Genomic DNA, 17748 nt, shown 5'->3' with positions numbered 1-17748 from the left:
ATCAGAAGGTTGGGGGTTCGAGTCCCTTCGAGCGCGCAGCGGCCCCCCTCGGTGCGATCCACCGGCGGGGGTTCTGCGTTTCTGTGGATGGTCAGTAACCAAATCTTGGACAGTAATACCTAGGACGTCAGCGACGTCGTCAAGCTCTTCGAGTTGCCAGCGTGCGAGTCCTTTCCATCGTGTTGTAATGGCTGACTGAGACATGCCAAGGGCGCGCCCTAGTTCAATCTGTTTAATCCCGAGCCTTGCCGCTTCTGCTCGAATGTTGCCTGCAACAACATCGGCGGTAGACCGGCTAGATTCATTAACTGTATGGATTGCTGAAATGCTCATAACTTTAGTTTAACGGAAAATCTACTATCATAGGCGCTTAACTTTTAGACACGCCGGCGGTTTTGCTGTTCAAATAACCGATTATCCACTTGTATAACGGGTATGAGTATTTCTCAGGTGGTAACGACCCGCAAAGTTCGCCAGTTCTTGGAAGAGACGCATACAAGCCAGGAATCCCTAGCAAAGGCGCTTCATCTGACGCAGTCAACGCTTAGCGCGCGTTTACGTAATGAAACACGTTGGTCTTTGAATGATTTGGATGCATTGGCTGACGCGGGAATCGTTGCCCCTCTGTGGGAGGGCGACGAGTGATGACGAGTAAGCCCCGCCGACAGAATCGAGAAGTAGCCATGAGCCAAGAAATTACAAACGACAAACTGCAAGCGGCCAGGTACCTCGCAGGTGCGATGAGCGCCGCAACTCTGACGATCCGCAATATCATATTTATGGAGGGCCTGTTAGACGACGCGCTTGACCTCATGGACGACGAGGAAAAAGCAAGAATCATAGACGTTAGCTCTGACATCGCCCACGTCCGCGGTCTGATCCAATCCGCATTACTCGACCTTGCATTAATAGACGACGATCTCGACCCTGAATCTGATGACGAGGCGGGCGAAGATGACGAGTAAGCCACGCCGAAAGTCGTACAAGCGTCTTATAGCTTCGTTGGAGCGTTGGGCGCAAGAAACCGAGAATACAGTTAGCGCGATCACTAATGTGTATGACCTCGTGTGGGCTATCGAAGACGAGAAAGCCCTCCGCGAGATTCAAGTGCTGGCCGGTCGTCTGCGTAGAGCCGGCGCAGGCATTATGGATTATTCAACGCGTATTGATTTCCTGCTAACTCCTTTTGAAAGCGATGAGGCGGGTAGCGATGCGGAATAAGCGAGGACGGGAGTCATACGAGAATCTTATAGCTTCTTTGCGCGATGTGGTGCGGGAAACCGAGGATACGGCCAGCGCGATTAGTAAGTTGTATGACCTCGTGTGGGCTATCAAAGATGAGCAGACTCTATGCGATATTCAAGCGCTGGCCGGTCGTCTGTGCACCGCGGGCGCAAGCATTATGGATTATTCAACACGTATTGATTTGGCGATAAGTCTTGACACAGGCGTTATTGCAAGCGGTGAGGCGGGTCGCGATGCGCGTTGATGTTGCCTTGTTCTCGGCCGCGCTCAACTTGTTGGCCTCGCTGGTTATCTTCGTCGCCTATGCCGCTACGCATTTGAGTAGTGAGGGTCCGTTGACTTTGGTTATTTGGTTGTGGGTCAACCTTGCCGGCGCTTTGTACGTCGCCGCGTGGGATCGCAACGGGAAGCGGGGGGCCTGATGAAGTGGCTCACGCGTCTTGGGGCGCTTGTTTTGGCCGTGTTCGCGGGCTTGTTTGTGTATTTAGGCAACGTTGCCCCTTATGGTCCTGTGCCTCCGTTGTTTGCGCTCATGTTCCTTGTTTGCCTCTTTTCGTCCCTGTTCCTTTTCCTGTTATCAAAGGCGTTCAAATGACGCGCAAGGGACAGCCCCAGAATCCGTATGGTATTCCGAAGAATTGGCTCATTAAGCCTCGCCCTGAGCCTTGGCCGGAAGAAAAGCGCGAGCGGGTCGCCAAGGGTATTAGAGAGTATTCAACTGAGCTCTACCAGCAAGGCAAAGAACGTGAGTCCCAGTGGGTTCTCCTCTTGTCTGAGCGCGTCCGCAAGGGGCTTGTGGTGATAGCCCCGATGGACAGGGCCGAGCTGAGGAAGTACGCGCATGAGTTCAAGTAAAAGAGTCTTGACGGCGCGCGCGTCCTTGCAGGATATTCTCCTTGCTCTGGGGCGCGTCGGCTGGGGGCCAATGCGGGGCCGTGAATGGGGCGCGTCTCGGGCAATTTTAGAAATGCTGAGCCTCATGATGCGTGAACAGCGCGCAGACTTCGATGCCTGTTTGATAACCACAGCAACCCAATTATCTGATCGTACGGGCTATAGCGTGCGTCATGTCCGCCGGTGTTTGCAGTGGATGGAAGATGCTCGTGTGATCGAGTGGAAGCGCGGGGGGATCGATAAGGGTAAGCCGTGCGCGTCGGTGATCCGCGTTGTAAAGAAAACCCTCGTGGAATGGGTGCACGCGTGGCGCGCCCGTCATGATGCGAAAGTAGCAGAACGCAACAGGGCTACCGCCGCGCGGATTGACCGTTACCGGCTTAATCGAATACGCCCCAGCGCGCCTCGGGCAGTCCATGCGGACATGATGGCTGGCCTTACTCCCTTACAGGGGAGAGCGGGGACCCGCTCCGCTCTCCCAAAGGGGTTTATTACGCCTAACCCTCAAACGAAAGTGAAGAAATCACGCGAAATCCTCGCGCAAGTCAAAGCAAGGACAAGAGAGAAGTTGAAAATGCTCCCACCCGAATATCTTCCAATGGTGTGCACGCATGGCAACGCGAAGCCTCGCAAGTGCAATCAATGCCAGTTCATAGGATTGCAGAAGTTCCAGGCAGACGAAAAGGAACGCCAGCGCCTTGCTGAGGAAAGGCGCGCCACGGCGCGCGCATTTAAAGAGAAGCAACGCAAGGAACGCGAAGACTTTGAGAATGCCGAACGCGCCCGCCGGTGGGGGTTGCTCGTCGCCTACGTTAAACAGCATTACCCGCGCGTTGACGCTAGTTCATATGCGGAAGTCACCCACGTTACTACTAGCGATCCTCAAGCGAATTGGATAATGATCAATGGCTGACGATCAGCAAGACCCGAAAATCATTAAAGACTACCTACTGGACGCGATGGCCACGTTCGATACCGCCATCGACTACATCGAGAACGGGCGCAGCGGCTATAGCTTGAGCAATCATCAGATTGGGTTATGCGCCGATATCGCCAAGGTGAGGAACCTGACGAGGATCATCATTAATAGGCGGCTTAACCAATGACTAACAAGGACCATGCTGTTAATGTCGCGATGGCTATCCCGATTAGTAATAAAGAGTTCTTGACCGCTCAAGAACTCGCAGACCAGTTACAGACAACAGTCAGCGCGCTCGCCTCACTAAGGTCACGCGGAGGCGGACCGCCGTTCGTGCATGTCGGTCGCACCGTGTCCTACCCGGTTGTTGCCGTGAGAGTCTGGGCGCTCCAGCAGGCGCGCACACGCACGGGAGGCGCGCGGTGACTGACTACCACGACGAGTATCGGCAACTATCGGGCACACAGCGCCGGGCATTAACCGACCGCATCTATGCGCGCGACCAAGGCGTTTGCCATATTTGTCGGATGCAAGTTAGGCGCGAAGATGCGAGCCTTGACCATCTGATACCAGTCTCACGCGGTGGGCTGAGTGTTGAGAGCAATCTGGCTCTGGCTCATCTTCGGTGTAATACAAGCCGTGGGGCGAAAGCGTTAGAAGATGCGAACGTTCCAACGTGCGACGGGCTCGCCTGGTTCCTAGGTGGTGGTTAATGCGCCTGTTTTTCTGAGAATCTGAGCCCAGTCCACCCCGCGCTATGCCGTGGATCTATCCCCGAGAACGTGAGAAAAAACCCCGGAAAATCAAGGAAAGGAGCATGGGAAATGAGCAGTGAAACACTGTTTGAAATCGAAGGGAAAAACCTTAAAAAAGGCCTCATTTATCAAGGAGTTACCAAAACAGTAAGCACAATCCAAGAAAATGAAGCGTTAGCCTCCAGAACTGCCGGAACTTGCGCCCTCGCCTTACAACTTGCCTTGGAAGCCGATAACGTTGACCCGGGCGAAAAAGCCTATGCGCGAACAAAAATCTACGATTCACTATCGAAGGTGCTCCAAGACCTCACCGAGGCGGCAGGGCATACTCAGACGACGGGAGAACTCGCTGGAGTGCTCGCCGTGATTCTCGATCCTGATAGTTCCAGCGATATTACAGCGGGCGACGATCTGTGACGTTCACGCACCTACCCAAACCCGCGCACTGTCCGAAGCCTGACCCCGCCTATCCGCTCAATGAGGGGCGTGAAATCGCGCGCGTTGCCCGCCTCATGGGCGCTAAGTTGCAACCGTGGCAACGAATGACCTTAAACCGTGCGACGCAATACAGGTGGGGTATTAACGCCCAGGGCGAGAAGGTCCGGGCATACAAGTATTCAAAAGTCCTGGTGTCAGTTCCCCGGCAGTCCGGTAAAACGTTCCTCACGGGCCCGCTTCAATTGCATCGGCTTCTTTTGCGTCCCGCGTCTGAGACCCTCTTCACCGCTCAGACCGGCGCCGATGCCGGGAAGCGCGTCCGGGAACTGATCGCACTAGTGCGAAAATCCCCCGCCGGCGCGCTTGTCACCCCACGGTTCTCTAATGGGGCAGAGGGGCTAACCGTCACCGAAAACGGCTCTACACTCACGCGTTTTAGCCCCACTTTGTCGAGTGTTCACGGCGGGCACCCTCACCTTGTTGTTCTCGATGAAATCTGGAAACACTCCCTAGCTTTAGGTGAGGGACTATTAGGCGCAATATCCCCCTCGCAGGTCACAATCCGACAAGAAGCACAAATCTGGATGGTATCAACCAAGGGCACCGCAAAAAGTGAGTTCATGAACACGCTCATAGACCAAGGTATTAACGGCACTGACCCGAGCCTGTGCTATATCGAGTTTTCTATGCCTGAAGGCGCTGACCCGTACGACCCCGAAACGTGGAAACTGTTTCACCCGGCTTTAGGTAATACGTTGACTGCTGACGCTCTCGCGTCTGATATGGGCTTGCCCTACGGGGAGTGGATGCGAGCCTATATGAACGCTGTAGTCGCATCGGACAACCCGCTGATTGCTTTAGAGGACTTCGACCACCTACAAGGCGAACCCCTCGCCGTCCCTGACCTTAATGACGTAACTATCGCGTATGAAGCTTCAGGAATTGGGCAATGCGGGGCGGTTGTTGCCTGTTGGCGAGACCTTGACGGGGTTGCCGCGCTCCGCGTTCTCAAACAAGCCCCAGGCACTGCCTGGCTTCCCGCATATGTTGCCGGGCTGATGCGCACATATCCCAGTATTCAAGTTGTCGCGGACAACGGGGGGCCTACCCGCCGAATCACCGACGAGATCACCGAGCGCGCGGACATTGATCCCACGCGCGTTCGGGCGCTGACCATGACGGAAAGATTAGTCGCAGACGGGAATCTATTATCCGCGATTAACGAGACTGGGAGCATTAAACACGATGGGTCGCAGGCTCTACGCCTTGCCGTAGCGAACGCGGTGGGCAAAGAGTCAAACGATGTTCAGCGTTTCGACCGAGACCGGTCTACCGCGCCTATCCCTAGTCTCATTGCCGCCAGCGTCGCCCTGTGGGGGTGCGATCATAAGGAAGAGGCATTCTGGACGCTCGCATAAACCCCTTTTGACAGTGGGCGACAGCGGGGGACAGTCAACCGCCGGGACCGGTTGCGCGCTCAGTGCGTGCGCGGGTTTTATCGTGCTCATGGCATTACGAACACGGATCGCCCGAGCTATAGGGATCAGCAGAGCCGAAGCGCCTAAGGCATCTGCTCACCCCGCCTTGACTCCGCCCGCGCGCCCGCTCGTTTTGTCTGACGCGCGTACGCTCATCCCCGTTTACAGGGCTATACAGGTTCTTACGACCGCCGCCGCTCAATTGCCGATCGTGATTGAGCGCCGGGGCTCGACCCTGTCCGGGGCTAGCGTGCCCGCGATTGTTTCACAACCTGATCCGCGCATGACGCGCGGTGAATGGACCACCCACATGGTCAGCGCCCTCGCCTTGTATGGGAATGCTTACGCGCTCATTGAGCGCGATGGCGCGGGTGCGCCGCTCGCTTTGCGTCCGCTCGACCCGGCGCGCGTCTGGGTGAGCGTCAACCCTACGACGCGCGCGCTACGTTTCGGCGTTGAGGGTAAAGAACTCACCAGCTTTGATGTTCTTCACGCGCATCTTCAGCCCGCCCGCATCGGTGAACCGCTCGGGCTTGGCCCTATCGAAGCCGCCCGCGCTGACCTGATGGGCGCGCGAAACGTGCGCGACTACGCCTCACAATGGTTTACCGGAACAGGCGAACCCACCGGCATCCTTTCAAGCCCTACGGCGACCCTCGCTGAAGCGATGGCAACACGAAACGCGTGGAACGGGCTCGACCAGGACGGCAACCCCGTTGACCAGTCCGCGAACCCCTCGCGCGTGAAAGTACTCCCAAAAGCCTTTACCTACTCGCATTTAGCAATCTCCCCCAGGGACGCGCAATGGCTCGAAGCCCGAGAATTTTCAACCTTGGAAATAGCCCGGCTCTTCGGTATCCCCTCAACGCTCATGCTCGCCAGCCCCGCCGGCGGATCAATGTCTTATAGCAATGTTGAGCAGGATTGGATTAGCTTTATCCGTTTCACGCTTATGGCCTATCTTCGTCCTCTTGAAGAAGCATTTACCACCGTCACCGTCCGGGGGCAGGACGTTCGTTTCAACCTTGAGGGGTTGCTCCGTACCGACACGAAGACCCGTTATGACTCGTACGCGGTCGCTCTCGCGAACGGTTTTCTTACCATCGACGAAATACGCGCCCTTGAGGGCCGCCAACCCCTCCCCACCCTGCAGGAAGAACAAGAATGACGCTCACCAGACGAACGCTACCGGCGCGCCTCATCGCGCGCGAAGATACCGGTGACGGCAAGACGATTACGGGGCTGGCCGTCCCCTTTGACGCTCCAACAGAGATTGTTCCCGGATATCGGGAACAGATTGCCCGCGGTGCCATCGACTGCACCAACATGCCGATGTTGTTCTATCGGCATGACGAACCTATCGGCGTGGTCACGTGCCTTACCGAAACGGCGGAAGGTCTCGAAATGACCGCGCGCATCTCAGATACAAGCCTCGGCAGGGACGTTGCGACCCTCGCGCGGGACGGCGCTATTTCGTCCTTGTCTATTGGCTTTTACGAATCTGAATACGAAGACACCAAGACCGACGAGGGTATTTTGCGCACGCAAACGCGCATCGACCTAAGGGAAATATCCCTCGTTCCCATCCCCGCCTATGAACCCGCGCGCATCACCAATGTCCGCTCCAAAGAAGAACAGGAAAACCCACCCATGGACACTCTCGAACTCAACGACGCTCAGGACCGCGAAGACTTTGACACCCTGACTCGTGGCCTTGAAGACCTCACCGCGTCAATGACGAACCTTGAGCGCCGCCTGGCGCTGACCGAAACCACCACCGCCGAAGCGCCCAAGGCGGTTGAACGCCGTTCAGCCGGTGAACTTATTAAGGCATATGCGAACGGCGATGACTCTGCACGTAGCGCGCTCGCCCCATATGTTGGGCGCTCGTTTACTGGTACGACGACCGACGCCGACGCACGCTATAATGAACCGACGTTCATTAGCGACCTCACCCGCCTTGTTATTCTCGCTAACCCGCTCATGGAATTGTTCTCGAAAGGCTCACTTCCAGCAGAGGGCAATACCATTGAGTTTGCTGAGCTCAAGGACAATACGATCAAGGCGGGTAAGCAAGCCAAGGAGGGCGACCCGCTCCTTACCGGCTCTGTCTCCGTTCAGACCAAGACGGCGACGGTGAACACGTACGGTGGTGGCGCGGTATTGTCCCGTCAAGTGATTGAGCGCTCGCGCTCGAATATCCTTGATCTTCACCTAAGGGCGCTGACCCTCACTATGGCGAAAGAGCTCGCGAACGCGTTCGCAACAGAGTTCACGAGCGTTGTTAAGGCTCAAGCCTCCCAGGCGATCACCACAGCAAAGCCGATGGGGTCGCTCGATTGGAAGACGATCCTCCACATGATGCTGGACGCGCAGGAAGCCTATGAAGATCAGGCCCTTGTTAACGATGGTCTGATTCTCACGCGCCCGGCGTTTGAAGCTATCGCCGGCATGACCGACACCGCTGGCCGTCCGATTCTGCAGGTCGCCGGCAACACCGGTGACAACACTATCGGGACTGTTCACGCTACCGGGAAGTTTGCCCAGCTCGACGGGTTGAAGATCATTACGAATAAGCATATTCAGACCGGCGCGACCGGCCTCGGTGAAGGCACAGTCGGGGCGTTCTACAATGCTCAGGCATTGCGTTCCTACACGTCCGGGCTCGTCTCCTTGCAGGATGCGAATGTGCTGGACCTGACGAACGCTTTCAGCGTCTACCAGTATGCCGCGTTTGCCTCCGAAATTCCGTCCGCGCTGATCCCGCTCAAGATGGCGAACTAACCATGAGCGCCGCTGAAGAGGTCGCCGGCGCGCTTGCCCCGTTCGTCGGGGCGCGCGCTGTCGATCCGTATATCAGTCAATGCGCCGTCGAAGCCGTCGAAATGGTTGTGCACTATGTCGGCGCAGAAAAAGAAGCGATACCCGCAAGCGTGTTTCGCCGGGCGTGTGTCGAAGTCGGCGCAGACCTCTACCACCGGCGAAGCGCCAGAAACGGTATTGCCGGTTTTGAAGACACTGACATCAGTGCCGCGCCGGTGCGCATCAACCGCGACCCGCTTGTTCCCGCGCGCCCGATCCTCGCGCCCTACATGAAAGTAGCCATCGCATGATCGCCACGCGCACAGCGACGCTCAACATCGCCAACGACTTTAGGAAAGCCGTCAAGGATCGGGCAATTGTCACCCTCGACCCTGAAGAAGCAACGCCCGCCCTACTGGCAGGCACCCCGGTTATCGCGCTCGGGGTGCCCACGATCAGCGAAGATACCGGGAACACCTACCGGTTGGAATGGGAAACCGCTGTCATCGGCGCACCAGTAGGGGACCAAACCGCCGCCTGGCAGGCACTCGACGACCTATTGACATTGATTGATCCCGTCATCGAATGGGACTCAATCCGCCCCATCACCTGGCAAGGCGCGCAAACCGCCAGCGCACCCGCCTACCTCATTACCCACTCATCTATTGAATACAAGGAGCCCCGCTCATGACCACCCCGCCCGTCCCCCCTACCTCCTCGCCAATCTCGCAGACCCTAGGACCGGGAACACTCTCCTTTGGCCCCGCCGGATCGGGCAAGGACTTCTCAAGCCGAACAACGAAAACAGAGTTCGCGCCCGAAGCAAAAACCGAAGACCCTAAAGGCCTCCTAAACGGCGACGACTACCAGCCCGAACCCACCTGGGGCGGAACCATCTCAGGCACGTTCTACCAGGAATACGGATCGGACTCCCTGATCGCCTGGTGCTACACACACGCCGGCGAGATCATGGACTTCGTTTTCATTCCTAAGACCGGCGCAGGGCTCGCATGGAAAGGCAAGTGCATCGTCGCCCCCGTCAAAGTCGGTGGAGACGCGAAGAAAACGAACGAAACCGACTTCAGCTTCCAGATCACCGGCGACAAGCCCACCATGGGCGCGCCAGACAGCGTCTTGAACTAGTATGCCCCGCAACGACTACACCGGTATTCAGGTTGAGGGAGCTCGTCAGCTCCGCAAAGCCCTACGCGAGCAAGCTGACGAACTCCAAAACCTCAAAGAGGTTCACAAGAAAGCCGCCGAAGTCGCCGCCCGATCCGCTAAAGGGTATGTCCCTGAGGGGCCGAGCGGAAAACTCGCCAAGTCGGTGAGGGCGGCGGGAACAAAAACAGCCGGAATCATCCGCGCAGGATCAAAGCGCGTCCCCTACGCGAACGCCGTGAACTGGGGGCGACGGATGTGGCCGAACGTCACCAGCCCGCGTGCTGTCGAATCTTTCGTTTACCCGCGTCTATTCCTTAACAAAGGCGCGAAAGAAGCCGAGCCCCGGTGGCTCAAGCTCTACACGGACGCAGTAGAAAAAGCTATCGAAAAAATTGAAAAGGACACCCAACCATGACCCAAAAAGTACACATCCAGTATGAATACCAAGACGGCACGACGATCGCGCCAACCCGCCTGTTCGCGATAGACAGGTTGCGCGCCTCCCAGATCGCGCGAAACAGGAATCTCGCCTGGGAAGACAACCCAACAATTCAAGGGCTGATCGCGTTCGCACTGGCACAGCGCCTAGGGCTCCCCGCCACACAAGACTTTGATACGTGGATCGACGCTATCGCAGACTATGAATTTTCAAATGCTGAGGTAAACCCTACGACCCAGGACAACCCGGAACCCCAGAACACGCCCTGACAGTCCTAGCCCTCCGCACAGGCATTGACCCCGCCACATGGCTTGCCCTTGACCCTATTTATTTAGAAACCGCTTTCGACATTTTTGAGGAGACTGCACACGATGGCCGGTAAAAGCGCGATCCTCAGCGTCAAAATCATCAGCGACGCGAAAGGCGCTGTCAAAGGGTTTAACGAAACCGAGCAAGCCGCAGGCGGTTTAAGCGGGAAGCTCGCAAAAATCAGCCCCGGCGCTCTCGCCGTCGGTGGTGCGATCGTTACCGGCGCGATCGCCGTCGGTAAAGAGCTCTACGACCTAGGAACAACGTTCGATAGCGTTGCTGATACTATCCGCACCGGGACGGGAGCGACCGGCGAAGCGCTCGACGGGTTGATCGACGACGCTCACAAGGTTGCTACCAGTATTCCGACGGACTTTGAAACCGCCGGGACGACAGTCGCAGACCTCAATACGCGCCTTGGGCTGTCTGGTGATACGTTGCAAACAGTCGCCTCTCAATATCTTGAGGCCGGGCGCATACTCGGCGAAGACGTTGACGTTAACACCACGACGGCCGCCTTTAGCGCGTTCAAAATCGAAGGCGACAACGTCGCGGGCGCGATGGACTCTCTTTTCCGGGTCAGCCAAGCCACCGGCGTATCGATGAACGATCTTGCCAACTCATCGCAAACAAACGCGATGGCCCTACAAGAACTCGGCTTTAGTTTCGAGGACTCTATCGCCCTCATCGGTAGCCTCGATAAGGCCGGTGTTGACGCGGACGCAACCCTTAACGCGATGCGCCGGGGCATGTTGAACCTCGCAGAGCCCGGCGAATCAACGTCGGAAGCATTCAAACGCGCAACCGGGGAACTGCAAGGCTTCATCGACGCCGGGGACACGGGGGCCGCCCTCGACTTAGCATCGAGCATTTTTGGCACCAAAGGGGCCGCCCAGATGGTTCAAGCCCTCCAGGCTGGCACATTGAACATGAACGACCTCATGAGCGCCGCCGGCGCCACCGGGGATACTATTCTCGGTGTTGGCGAGGAAACCATGGACGCCGGCGAAAAATGGACAATACTGAAAAACAAGGGCATGGACGCCCTTGAACCCGTCGCCAGTGGCCTCTTCGACGGTGTAGGGTCCGCCCTTGATTATGTGATTGATCTGGTCGACGGGTTCAGTATGCAGAGCTTCCTCGACTCCGTTCCGTGGGTGCAATCGCTTGTCGATGCCGCCGGACGGTTTTCCGACACCCTTGCCAGTGTTCTGTTTCCGATTATTCAAACCCTCGCCCCGTACGTTCTCGACGCGTTCACGATTATCGGGACCTATATGGGTGACTTGTTCAACGTCTTTACTGGCGTTGTCACGTTCATCGGGCAGATCATTACAGGCGACTGGGCAGGCGCGTTCGGGACAATGGGCGATATTGTCTCTTCCGCGCGGACCCTCATTTCTAATCTTGTTGACGGGCTCGCAAGCCTTATCGGCAGTGCAATTAGCGGAGTCGTCTCATGGATAACCTCCGCATGGTCGAACGGGTGGGCAAGCCTCGCGAACATGGTGAGCACGAAAGCCAGCGAGATTATCAGCAATATCACGGGCGGGCTCGCCTCGCTTCCCGGCAAGATGCTCCAGACCGGTAAGGATATCGTTTACGGCCTGATTGACGGTATCGGATCCATGGGAAGCGCATTATGGGACGCAGCTACAAATATTGCCGGGAAAGCTGTTGACGCTATCAAGAGCTTCCTGGGCATTCACTCGCCCTCACGCGTTGGCATGAAGCTCGGCGCGTTCTTCGGGCAAGGCGTATCACTGGGTATTACGTCCCAGACTGAGAATGTATCGACGGCAGGCGCGCGCATGGTCCGGGGTCTCGCCTCCCTTGAATTTCCTAGCCCCGCGCAGGCAAAAGGCGCGACCACCACCGCTCAGCCGGTATTTAACATCACCATTAACGGTGTTTTAGACGCCGACGACGCGGCAAGGAAGATTCAAAAGCTCCTCTCAGATCACGCCCGCCGAGTCGGCGCGGTGAGGATCGGGGGCATCGCATGACCTCCCCGCACTGCGCGATCTTTCTTGATGACGAGCCTCTTGCTACTGACGCTCAGAGCCTTTCCAACCGGGATATTACAGTGTTAGACGGGCTCAGCGTGAAATGGGGCAGGTCAACCCGCTTAGACCAGCCAGACCCCACGACGCTCACCGCGTCTATCGCCCTCCCGGGCGACGAGGGCGCGCGGGACGCGTTAGAGAAGATCGCCCCCGGCCGGCGAATCAGCGTCACAGCGACCAGCTTTGAGGCTCCCGCCGATGCGGATATCAGTATCCCGCTCCCCGATAGCGCATGGGACACGGGCGCGCGCCGGTCAGGCTCGACCCTGTTTATTGACAAGAACCCTACAAGCGTCCTCGCCCCGCAACGTAGTTTCGTCGCCGAAAACGCCAGCCCCGCCGCCTGGAACACACTCAATACCGTCGTAGCAGGGCAATCGTTTACCACGCGCCTACACATGAGTATCCCGCCGTGGATGAGCGTCCGCATTACTCCCGCCTACTGGAGGAGCCCCGCACGCGACGACTATCAACTCGACCTACAAACACACGAGACCCCATCCGCGACAACGTTCCAGACTATTGACGCCGTTTTCACGTGGCGCGCGCCCGCTAGCGCGGTCGGCACGTACGTCGGATTAAAAATTGACGTCTCCGGCCACGGTGCCCGGTTCAAAGACCTCACTACCGCGTTTAATCGCACCCCGCAGAGCTGGGAGAGCTTCAAGCGCCTTTCTCTCGGTAGCCTCTCTATTACTTCAACCAGCGCGGGCGCGCGCACAGCCACCGTCTTTGACGGGAGGATTACCAGCGCCATCACAACATGGGACGAACGTCTCGCGCGCCCTATTCTGCGCATTACCGCCGCCGACGTTCTCACCACACTGGCTAACACAGTAATCGGGGCTGAGCCCTGGCCAACCGAAACACTCTCGACCCGCCTGACGCGCATCACCAGCGCGACAAACGTTGATCTTTCCGTCATTGCCGACCCGGTGCCGGGGGCGGCCCTGTTGCGTGCCCGCGACGTTGACGCCGCCGGACTACTGGACTTGATTAGAGAAAGTGCAACATCTACCGGCGCTATCCTCTGGCCGTCCGCCGCGCGCGGGATTGGGCAATTTCTTTACCTCGAAGACCAGCGCAATCGTAAATCGTTGTACACGCTCCGTATTCCGCAAACCGGAAACGCCTGGACGGACGTGAACACTCGAACTAACCAACTGCCCGCCAGCGGACTATTACTCGCCGGCGTGAACATGTGCCGGGACACGACCGACCTCGCAACGGAAGTTATTGTCCGATGGGAATCGGCAATACTGAACGAAAACCAAGAACTTGAATGGGCGACGCACGAGGAGCGCGCCACAGACCCCGAGCGCGTCGCAACCTACGGCGCGCGCACACTATCGATCTCGACCCAGCTCACCAGCCAAGCCGAAGCAATAGCCCTAGCGGTCTATTACCTCACTGCGACTGCTCCCGGCGGTTGGACGATCCCCGCAATCACGCTAAATGATGCACTTGACGTTGTTCCTACGCGGGTCCTGATGAGTACGCTCGACGCGTCTACCCGCATCGGCCTACCCATTGTTATCACGGACTGCGCCGACTGGATACCGGGCTCCCCTAATATCCCCGTTTATCTTGACGGCGGAACCATCACCCGCGAGCACGGCCATTGGGTACATGACTTGACTTTGACGCGCGCTTCGACCGCGTCCCACTCCACAACATGGAAAGAAATGCCCCTGCACGCACTGTGGAATCAGTTCCCCAATATCACCTGGGCAGAAATTGGTTCGACCAGCATCTAACGAAAGGAAACGCAATGCCAGCCACCACCTCGCGCTTCAAGCTCCCTTATCCCACCTCTTCCGATCGAGTCGCGGACTATCCGACGACGGCGCGCCAGAATGCCGAAGCAATCGAAAAGGCGTTCATGCCATCTTCTACAAGTTTTCCCGCCTACGGCGGATGGGAAGGACCCGGCCAAGCGACGCGCACCGGAAATGTGCACGTTCTGCCGATTACTGCGAAACGAACCGCAGAATCTTTCAATACTGGTACATCGGGGGAGTTTGCAATTATGACAGTGCCCGCCGACTATCCCGCGCCTCAAGATAATACGTGTGTAGGGCACGTCACGTTTGGCGGATACACAACGCCGGTCTTTTATAGCGCCTCCGGGCGTCGCCTCCTCGTCAAGCCACAGGCAAGCTTCAACATCAATAAGAACATGACTGGATACGGGCTCGCCGTGTGGGTGGCATGAGATGAATATCGATATTGATAAGGTCTGCGAGTCAGTTGAACAAGTCTGCGACGTGTGGAATGTCGGCTACTCCCAGCCCCACCGTTGGGATATTTACCCGGGAGGTTCCGCTGACTGTAGCGCCCTCACCGCGTGGGCGTATAACCAAGCCGGCGCAATTCCCCCGTTCCCTGGCGACTCGTACACGGGGAACTTGCGAGCCTACGCCGCCGCGCGCGGTTTTGAAACTCTCCCCTACTATGCCGGCATCACACTCCGCCCCGGGGACGCGGTTCTATCTGAGCAGGCCGGGCATGTCGGCATATATGTCGGGCAAAACCGTTTTTGCGAAGCGTTTATCTCAGAACAGGGAACCATCGACGGCGCGCCGGGTGACCAGACCGGCGGGGAAACCCGCACCACAGCATTTACAGCCCACCACCTCACCCGCTCGAACCGGTGGGACTGGGTTCTTCGCCCGCCCGCCCTTGATCCCACCTCTATTGAATCAGGAGAAGAAACAATGAGATTTATCAGGTCTGTACAATCGGGAATCGTCTACGCCGCCACGCCGTATGACGTTTCACCCATTCCATCGGCTACCCTTTGGGGGTTCTTACACCGCACCTATGACGGCCCGTCCTATGAAGATTTTAACGACGGTGAAATTGGGTTAATCGCCGCCGACGCCGCCGCCAGAAAGGCCCGCGTGTTCGGCACCCCCGTTTCGGTGACCGCCGATATTGATGAGCAGGCTTTAGCCTCGTCCCTCGCGCACATGATCCCCGATACTCTCGCGCAGTCTGTCGCTGACCTGCTCGCGGAAAGGTTGAAAGCATGAACAACCCGCCTAAACACGCCCTAGACGCTCCGACCCCGCGATATGCGCGCTGGCTCACCCCAACGGTTCGCCGGTGGGTTTATGGGATTGTTACCGCTCTAGTGCCCTTGTTGGTCGTTTATGGCCTCGTCGAAGAATCAACCGCGCCCCTTTGGCTTGCGCTCGCCTCCAGCGTGCTGGGCACCACGACCGCACTATTGCATACCCCCGCCGGCGGTGCAGATGGTTCATGAAGTCGTTAATGTGTTGCAGAATCTCGGCGGGCTTGCCGGGCTCGGCGCGCTCATCGCCTCTATCTCGACGTATAAGGAGACGCGGAAGCGTCTCCGGCCTAATCACGGCTCAAGCATCGCCGATGGTATAGCTCGAGTTGAAAAGGACGTGACGCGAATCGGGCACGAGATCGGGGAAATTAGAACAGACCTATCCGAAGAGCGCCGGGACCGCAGGGCGTGGGATGAGGCACTTTCGGATCGATTGTGTAGTGTCGAAAACCGGAAACGCTAACCCCCCGGGGTGTGTGGTATGGTGTAGGCACCTATAGAGATGCAACTCGTCTAGTCCTTGTTGCTTCTCTACTGGGAATCAGTAAAGCCCCCGTAGCGTACCTGGCTACGGGGGCTTTGGCTTTGCGATCACATACGGGAATAAGGCAGATCCGCGATAATTTGAGCGTAGGAGACGTTAAAGAGCTTGCGGGCGAGAATCTCATCGTGGTACTCGGACAGGACCTCAAGTTTGCCGTTTATTGAATCTTCATAGATTGGCTTCTTGATGTTCTGTGCGTTGTAGATCTCTTCGAAGCGCTCTTCGAAGTCGAGAACACCGGCGGTGATAGCCTCCCCGATTGTTCCGTTCCAGTTGGCGCATTCAATGTAAGTGTTTTCGGTGAGCATTGTTCTAGTCCTTTCGCTCTCTCGTTTGCTTGTATATATACTATACACCCGCGCATATCAGCGATGCAAGTCTTGGCGTGTGTTTTATGTTACAACTTGGTAACGGTGCCACCGTTGAGCCATGCATATACGGTTTTCCTTGTTACTCCCGCGTATTCCGCTATTTTGCTGACGGGTAGCCCGTATTCTGAAGCCTTGCGCACCTCATCAATCAGAGTGGCGCGGGCTTGGTCGAGTGCCTCGCGCGCCCGCGTGATTGCGTTGTCGTTCACGTTTCCGCCTTTCGCTAATGTGTTTATTTACTATACTACAGTAGCGACGGCGACCGCCTGGCGCAAACGATCCTGAGGGGTAGCTATATACCGCTGAGTCGTTGCTACTGACGAATGCCCTAGTAGTTGCTGAATAACAATGAGGTCTCGCGTTCCGTCGTATGTGACGGTTGCGAACCGGTGGCGTAGCGTGTGCAAAGTCCAAATATCCGGCATTACCTTTGAGGCGAGTTTGCCGACGTGCCTCGGCGTTAGGTGTCCGCCAGCTGGCGATGGGAAGAGCCAATACCGACGCCCCAAATAGTCGATAAGCACCCGCGCTAGCGGTTCTGTTAGCGGGACGGTTCGCACTTTCCCGCCTTTCCCGTGAACTCTCAGCGAATAGCCCATAAGGTCGCGCGTTAGGTCGTCTTTGCTGATTTGGGCTATTTCTCCGCGCCTTAATCCGGCCTCACCGGCAAGCCGTAGAATCAAGCGCGCGCGAGCATCGGCGTTGGCGAGGCTGACGCGGTAGACGTTTTCGGGAGCCGGACGCGGGGCGGGTTCGCTTGCTTTCACCTTTGGGAGAGCGTCGCTAATGTTCTCGCTCACTCGGTCAGTTTCGTACGCCCATGTGTAAAACGCTCTAATTGATGTGTAGATGCTTCGGCGCGTTTCGCGGGCCCATTCTTGGGTGCTCGCCCAGTCGATGAGCCTGTTTCGTGAGACGAGGGCGGGGCCTCCCGCTCCCGTCTGTCGTGCGAAGCGCCTCAGGTGTTCCGTGCGCGTCTCTATCGTTTGCGGGCTCCGGTCGGCTACCTTTAGCGCCGTTGCCCAGTTGTTAATCTCTTTTGCCCACGTGGGTGGGAGCCTGTAAGGGTTCATAGCGGGAAAATTAGCGGAAACGTTTAGGACGCTTGCCGGGTTTTCCACTCGTGCAGGTTTATAACTTCGCAGGTCGGATAGTGGTTAGGCTCCCAATCAGAAGGTTGGGGGTTCGAGTCCCTTCGAGCGCGCAGCGGCCCCCCTCGGTGCGATCCACCGGCGGGGGTTCTGC

Annotated in this window: 28 protein-coding genes; 24 read left to right on the top strand and 4 right to left on the bottom strand. The window is 57.3% G+C overall.

From position 1 onward, the window contains the following. Positions 1-333, bottom strand: a 333-nt coding sequence (locus QP503_RS04500; RefSeq protein WP_285101357.1) for a helix-turn-helix domain-containing protein, incomplete at its 3' end; no start/stop codon positions are given. A gap of 102 nt (positions 334-435) precedes the next feature. Between QP503_RS04500 and QP503_RS04495 the strand changes: the two genes are divergently transcribed. The 24 genes from QP503_RS04495 to QP503_RS04385 all read left to right on the top strand — a co-directional run bounded on the left by QP503_RS04495 (position 436) and on the right by QP503_RS04385 (position 15777). Then, on the top strand, positions 436-645 hold the full coding sequence (locus QP503_RS04495; protein ID WP_285101355.1) for a helix-turn-helix domain-containing protein: 210 nt from the start codon (positions 436-438) through the stop codon (positions 643-645). A gap of 38 nt (positions 646-683) precedes the next feature. Further along, positions 684-965 (top strand): hypothetical protein, encoded by a 282-nt coding sequence (locus QP503_RS04490; protein ID WP_285101353.1) that lies wholly within the window; start codon positions 684-686, stop codon positions 963-965. Further along, positions 955-1221, top strand: a complete 267-nt coding sequence (locus QP503_RS04485) for a hypothetical protein (RefSeq protein WP_285101351.1) — start codon at positions 955-957, stop codon at positions 1219-1221. The genes QP503_RS04490 and QP503_RS04485 overlap by 11 nt, the downstream gene beginning before the upstream one ends. Then, complete coding sequence (locus QP503_RS04480; RefSeq protein WP_285101349.1) at positions 1211-1489, top strand: hypothetical protein; 279 nt, start codon at positions 1211-1213, stop codon at positions 1487-1489. Before QP503_RS04485 ends, QP503_RS04480 begins: the two co-directional genes overlap by 11 nt. Continuing rightward, positions 1479-1667, top strand: coding sequence for a hypothetical protein (locus QP503_RS04475; RefSeq protein WP_285101347.1), 189 nt, complete (start codon positions 1479-1481; stop codon positions 1665-1667). The genes QP503_RS04480 and QP503_RS04475 overlap by 11 nt, the downstream gene beginning before the upstream one ends. Before the next feature lie 169 nt (positions 1668-1836). After that, positions 1837-2100 carry a hypothetical protein gene (locus tag QP503_RS04470; protein ID WP_285101345.1) on the top strand — a complete coding sequence of 88 codons (264 nt, stop codon included), beginning with the start codon at positions 1837-1839 and terminating at the stop codon, positions 2098-2100. Continuing rightward, positions 2087-3052 (top strand): hypothetical protein, encoded by a 966-nt coding sequence (locus QP503_RS04465; protein ID WP_285101343.1) that lies wholly within the window; start codon positions 2087-2089, stop codon positions 3050-3052. The genes QP503_RS04470 and QP503_RS04465 overlap by 14 nt, the downstream gene beginning before the upstream one ends. Continuing rightward, positions 3045-3245, top strand: a complete 201-nt coding sequence (locus QP503_RS04460) for a hypothetical protein (protein WP_285101342.1) — start codon at positions 3045-3047, stop codon at positions 3243-3245. Before QP503_RS04465 ends, QP503_RS04460 begins: the two co-directional genes overlap by 8 nt. Further along, on the top strand, positions 3242-3484 hold the full coding sequence (locus QP503_RS04455) for a hypothetical protein (protein WP_285101340.1): 243 nt from the start codon (positions 3242-3244) through the stop codon (positions 3482-3484). The genes QP503_RS04460 and QP503_RS04455 overlap by 4 nt, the downstream gene beginning before the upstream one ends. After that, positions 3481-3771, top strand: a complete 291-nt coding sequence (locus QP503_RS08860) for an HNH endonuclease (RefSeq protein WP_350338041.1) — start codon at positions 3481-3483, stop codon at positions 3769-3771. The genes QP503_RS04455 and QP503_RS08860 overlap by 4 nt, the downstream gene beginning before the upstream one ends. Before the next feature lie 111 nt (positions 3772-3882). Next, positions 3883-4230: a hypothetical protein gene (locus QP503_RS04450; RefSeq protein ID WP_285101338.1), complete on the top strand. Its 348-nt coding sequence runs from the start codon at positions 3883-3885 to the stop codon at positions 4228-4230. Next, positions 4227-5669: a terminase large subunit domain-containing protein gene (locus QP503_RS04445; protein ID WP_285101336.1), complete on the top strand. Its 1443-nt coding sequence runs from the start codon at positions 4227-4229 to the stop codon at positions 5667-5669. The genes QP503_RS04450 and QP503_RS04445 overlap by 4 nt, the downstream gene beginning before the upstream one ends. Before the next feature lie 88 nt (positions 5670-5757). Continuing rightward, a complete protein-coding gene (locus QP503_RS04440; RefSeq protein ID WP_285101334.1) occupies positions 5758-6897 on the top strand; it encodes a phage portal protein in 1140 nt (379 codons plus the stop codon). Beyond that, entirely contained in the window at positions 6894-8513 is a 1620-nt protein-coding gene (locus tag QP503_RS04435) for an HK97 family phage prohead protease (RefSeq protein ID WP_285101332.1), read from the top strand. The genes QP503_RS04440 and QP503_RS04435 overlap by 4 nt, the downstream gene beginning before the upstream one ends. Positions 8514-8515: 2 nt before the next feature. Beyond that, positions 8516-8842 (top strand): hypothetical protein, encoded by a 327-nt coding sequence (locus QP503_RS04430; RefSeq protein ID WP_285101330.1) that lies wholly within the window; start codon positions 8516-8518, stop codon positions 8840-8842. Continuing rightward, complete coding sequence (locus QP503_RS04425; protein WP_285101328.1) at positions 8839-9222, top strand: hypothetical protein; 384 nt, start codon at positions 8839-8841, stop codon at positions 9220-9222. The genes QP503_RS04430 and QP503_RS04425 overlap by 4 nt, the downstream gene beginning before the upstream one ends. Then, positions 9219-9674: a hypothetical protein gene (locus QP503_RS04420; protein WP_285101326.1), complete on the top strand. Its 456-nt coding sequence runs from the start codon at positions 9219-9221 to the stop codon at positions 9672-9674. Before QP503_RS04425 ends, QP503_RS04420 begins: the two co-directional genes overlap by 4 nt. 1 nt (position 9675) lies before the next feature. Continuing rightward, positions 9676-10110: a hypothetical protein gene (locus QP503_RS04415; protein WP_285101324.1), complete on the top strand. Its 435-nt coding sequence runs from the start codon at positions 9676-9678 to the stop codon at positions 10108-10110. Next, complete coding sequence (locus QP503_RS04410) at positions 10107-10403, top strand: hypothetical protein (RefSeq protein ID WP_285101322.1); 297 nt, start codon at positions 10107-10109, stop codon at positions 10401-10403. Before QP503_RS04415 ends, QP503_RS04410 begins: the two co-directional genes overlap by 4 nt. 102 nt (positions 10404-10505) lie before the next feature. Then, positions 10506-12449 carry a phage tail tape measure protein gene (locus QP503_RS04405; RefSeq protein WP_285101320.1) on the top strand — a complete coding sequence of 648 codons (1944 nt, stop codon included), beginning with the start codon at positions 10506-10508 and terminating at the stop codon, positions 12447-12449. Further along, a complete protein-coding gene (locus QP503_RS04400) occupies positions 12446-14266 on the top strand; it encodes a hypothetical protein (RefSeq protein WP_285101318.1) in 1821 nt (606 codons plus the stop codon). Before QP503_RS04405 ends, QP503_RS04400 begins: the two co-directional genes overlap by 4 nt. 14 nt (positions 14267-14280) lie before the next feature. Further along, positions 14281-14724, top strand: coding sequence for a hypothetical protein (locus QP503_RS04395; RefSeq protein WP_285101316.1), 444 nt, complete (start codon positions 14281-14283; stop codon positions 14722-14724). A gap of 1 nt (position 14725) precedes the next feature. After that, positions 14726-15544: an NlpC/P60 family protein gene (locus QP503_RS04390; RefSeq protein ID WP_285101315.1), complete on the top strand. Its 819-nt coding sequence runs from the start codon at positions 14726-14728 to the stop codon at positions 15542-15544. Next, on the top strand, positions 15541-15777 hold the full coding sequence (locus QP503_RS04385) for a phage holin (RefSeq protein WP_285101313.1): 237 nt from the start codon (positions 15541-15543) through the stop codon (positions 15775-15777). The genes QP503_RS04390 and QP503_RS04385 overlap by 4 nt, the downstream gene beginning before the upstream one ends. A gap of 402 nt (positions 15778-16179) precedes the next feature. Here QP503_RS04385 and QP503_RS04380 read toward each other — a convergent pair whose 3' ends face one another. The 3 genes from QP503_RS04380 to QP503_RS04370 form a co-directional block, all read right to left on the bottom strand. Then, positions 16180-16440 (bottom strand): hypothetical protein, encoded by a 261-nt coding sequence (locus QP503_RS04380; protein ID WP_285101311.1) that lies wholly within the window; start codon positions 16438-16440, stop codon positions 16180-16182. Positions 16441-16529: 89 nt separating this feature from the next. Beyond that, complete coding sequence (locus QP503_RS04375) at positions 16530-16712, bottom strand: helix-turn-helix domain-containing protein (protein ID WP_285101309.1); 183 nt, start codon at positions 16710-16712, stop codon at positions 16530-16532. Positions 16713-16742: 30 nt separating this feature from the next. Further along, a complete protein-coding gene (locus QP503_RS04370; protein WP_285101307.1) occupies positions 16743-17303 on the bottom strand; it encodes a tyrosine-type recombinase/integrase in 561 nt (186 codons plus the stop codon). Positions 17304-17748: the final 445 nt, after the last annotated feature.

This window comes from Pauljensenia sp. UMB0895, assembly GCF_030218905.1.
Classification (GTDB): Bacteria; Actinomycetota; Actinomycetes; order Actinomycetales; family Actinomycetaceae; genus Pauljensenia; species Pauljensenia turicensis_A.
The sequence above is the reverse complement of the archived record's forward strand: the minus strand, read 5'-3'. Positions and strand labels throughout refer to the sequence as shown.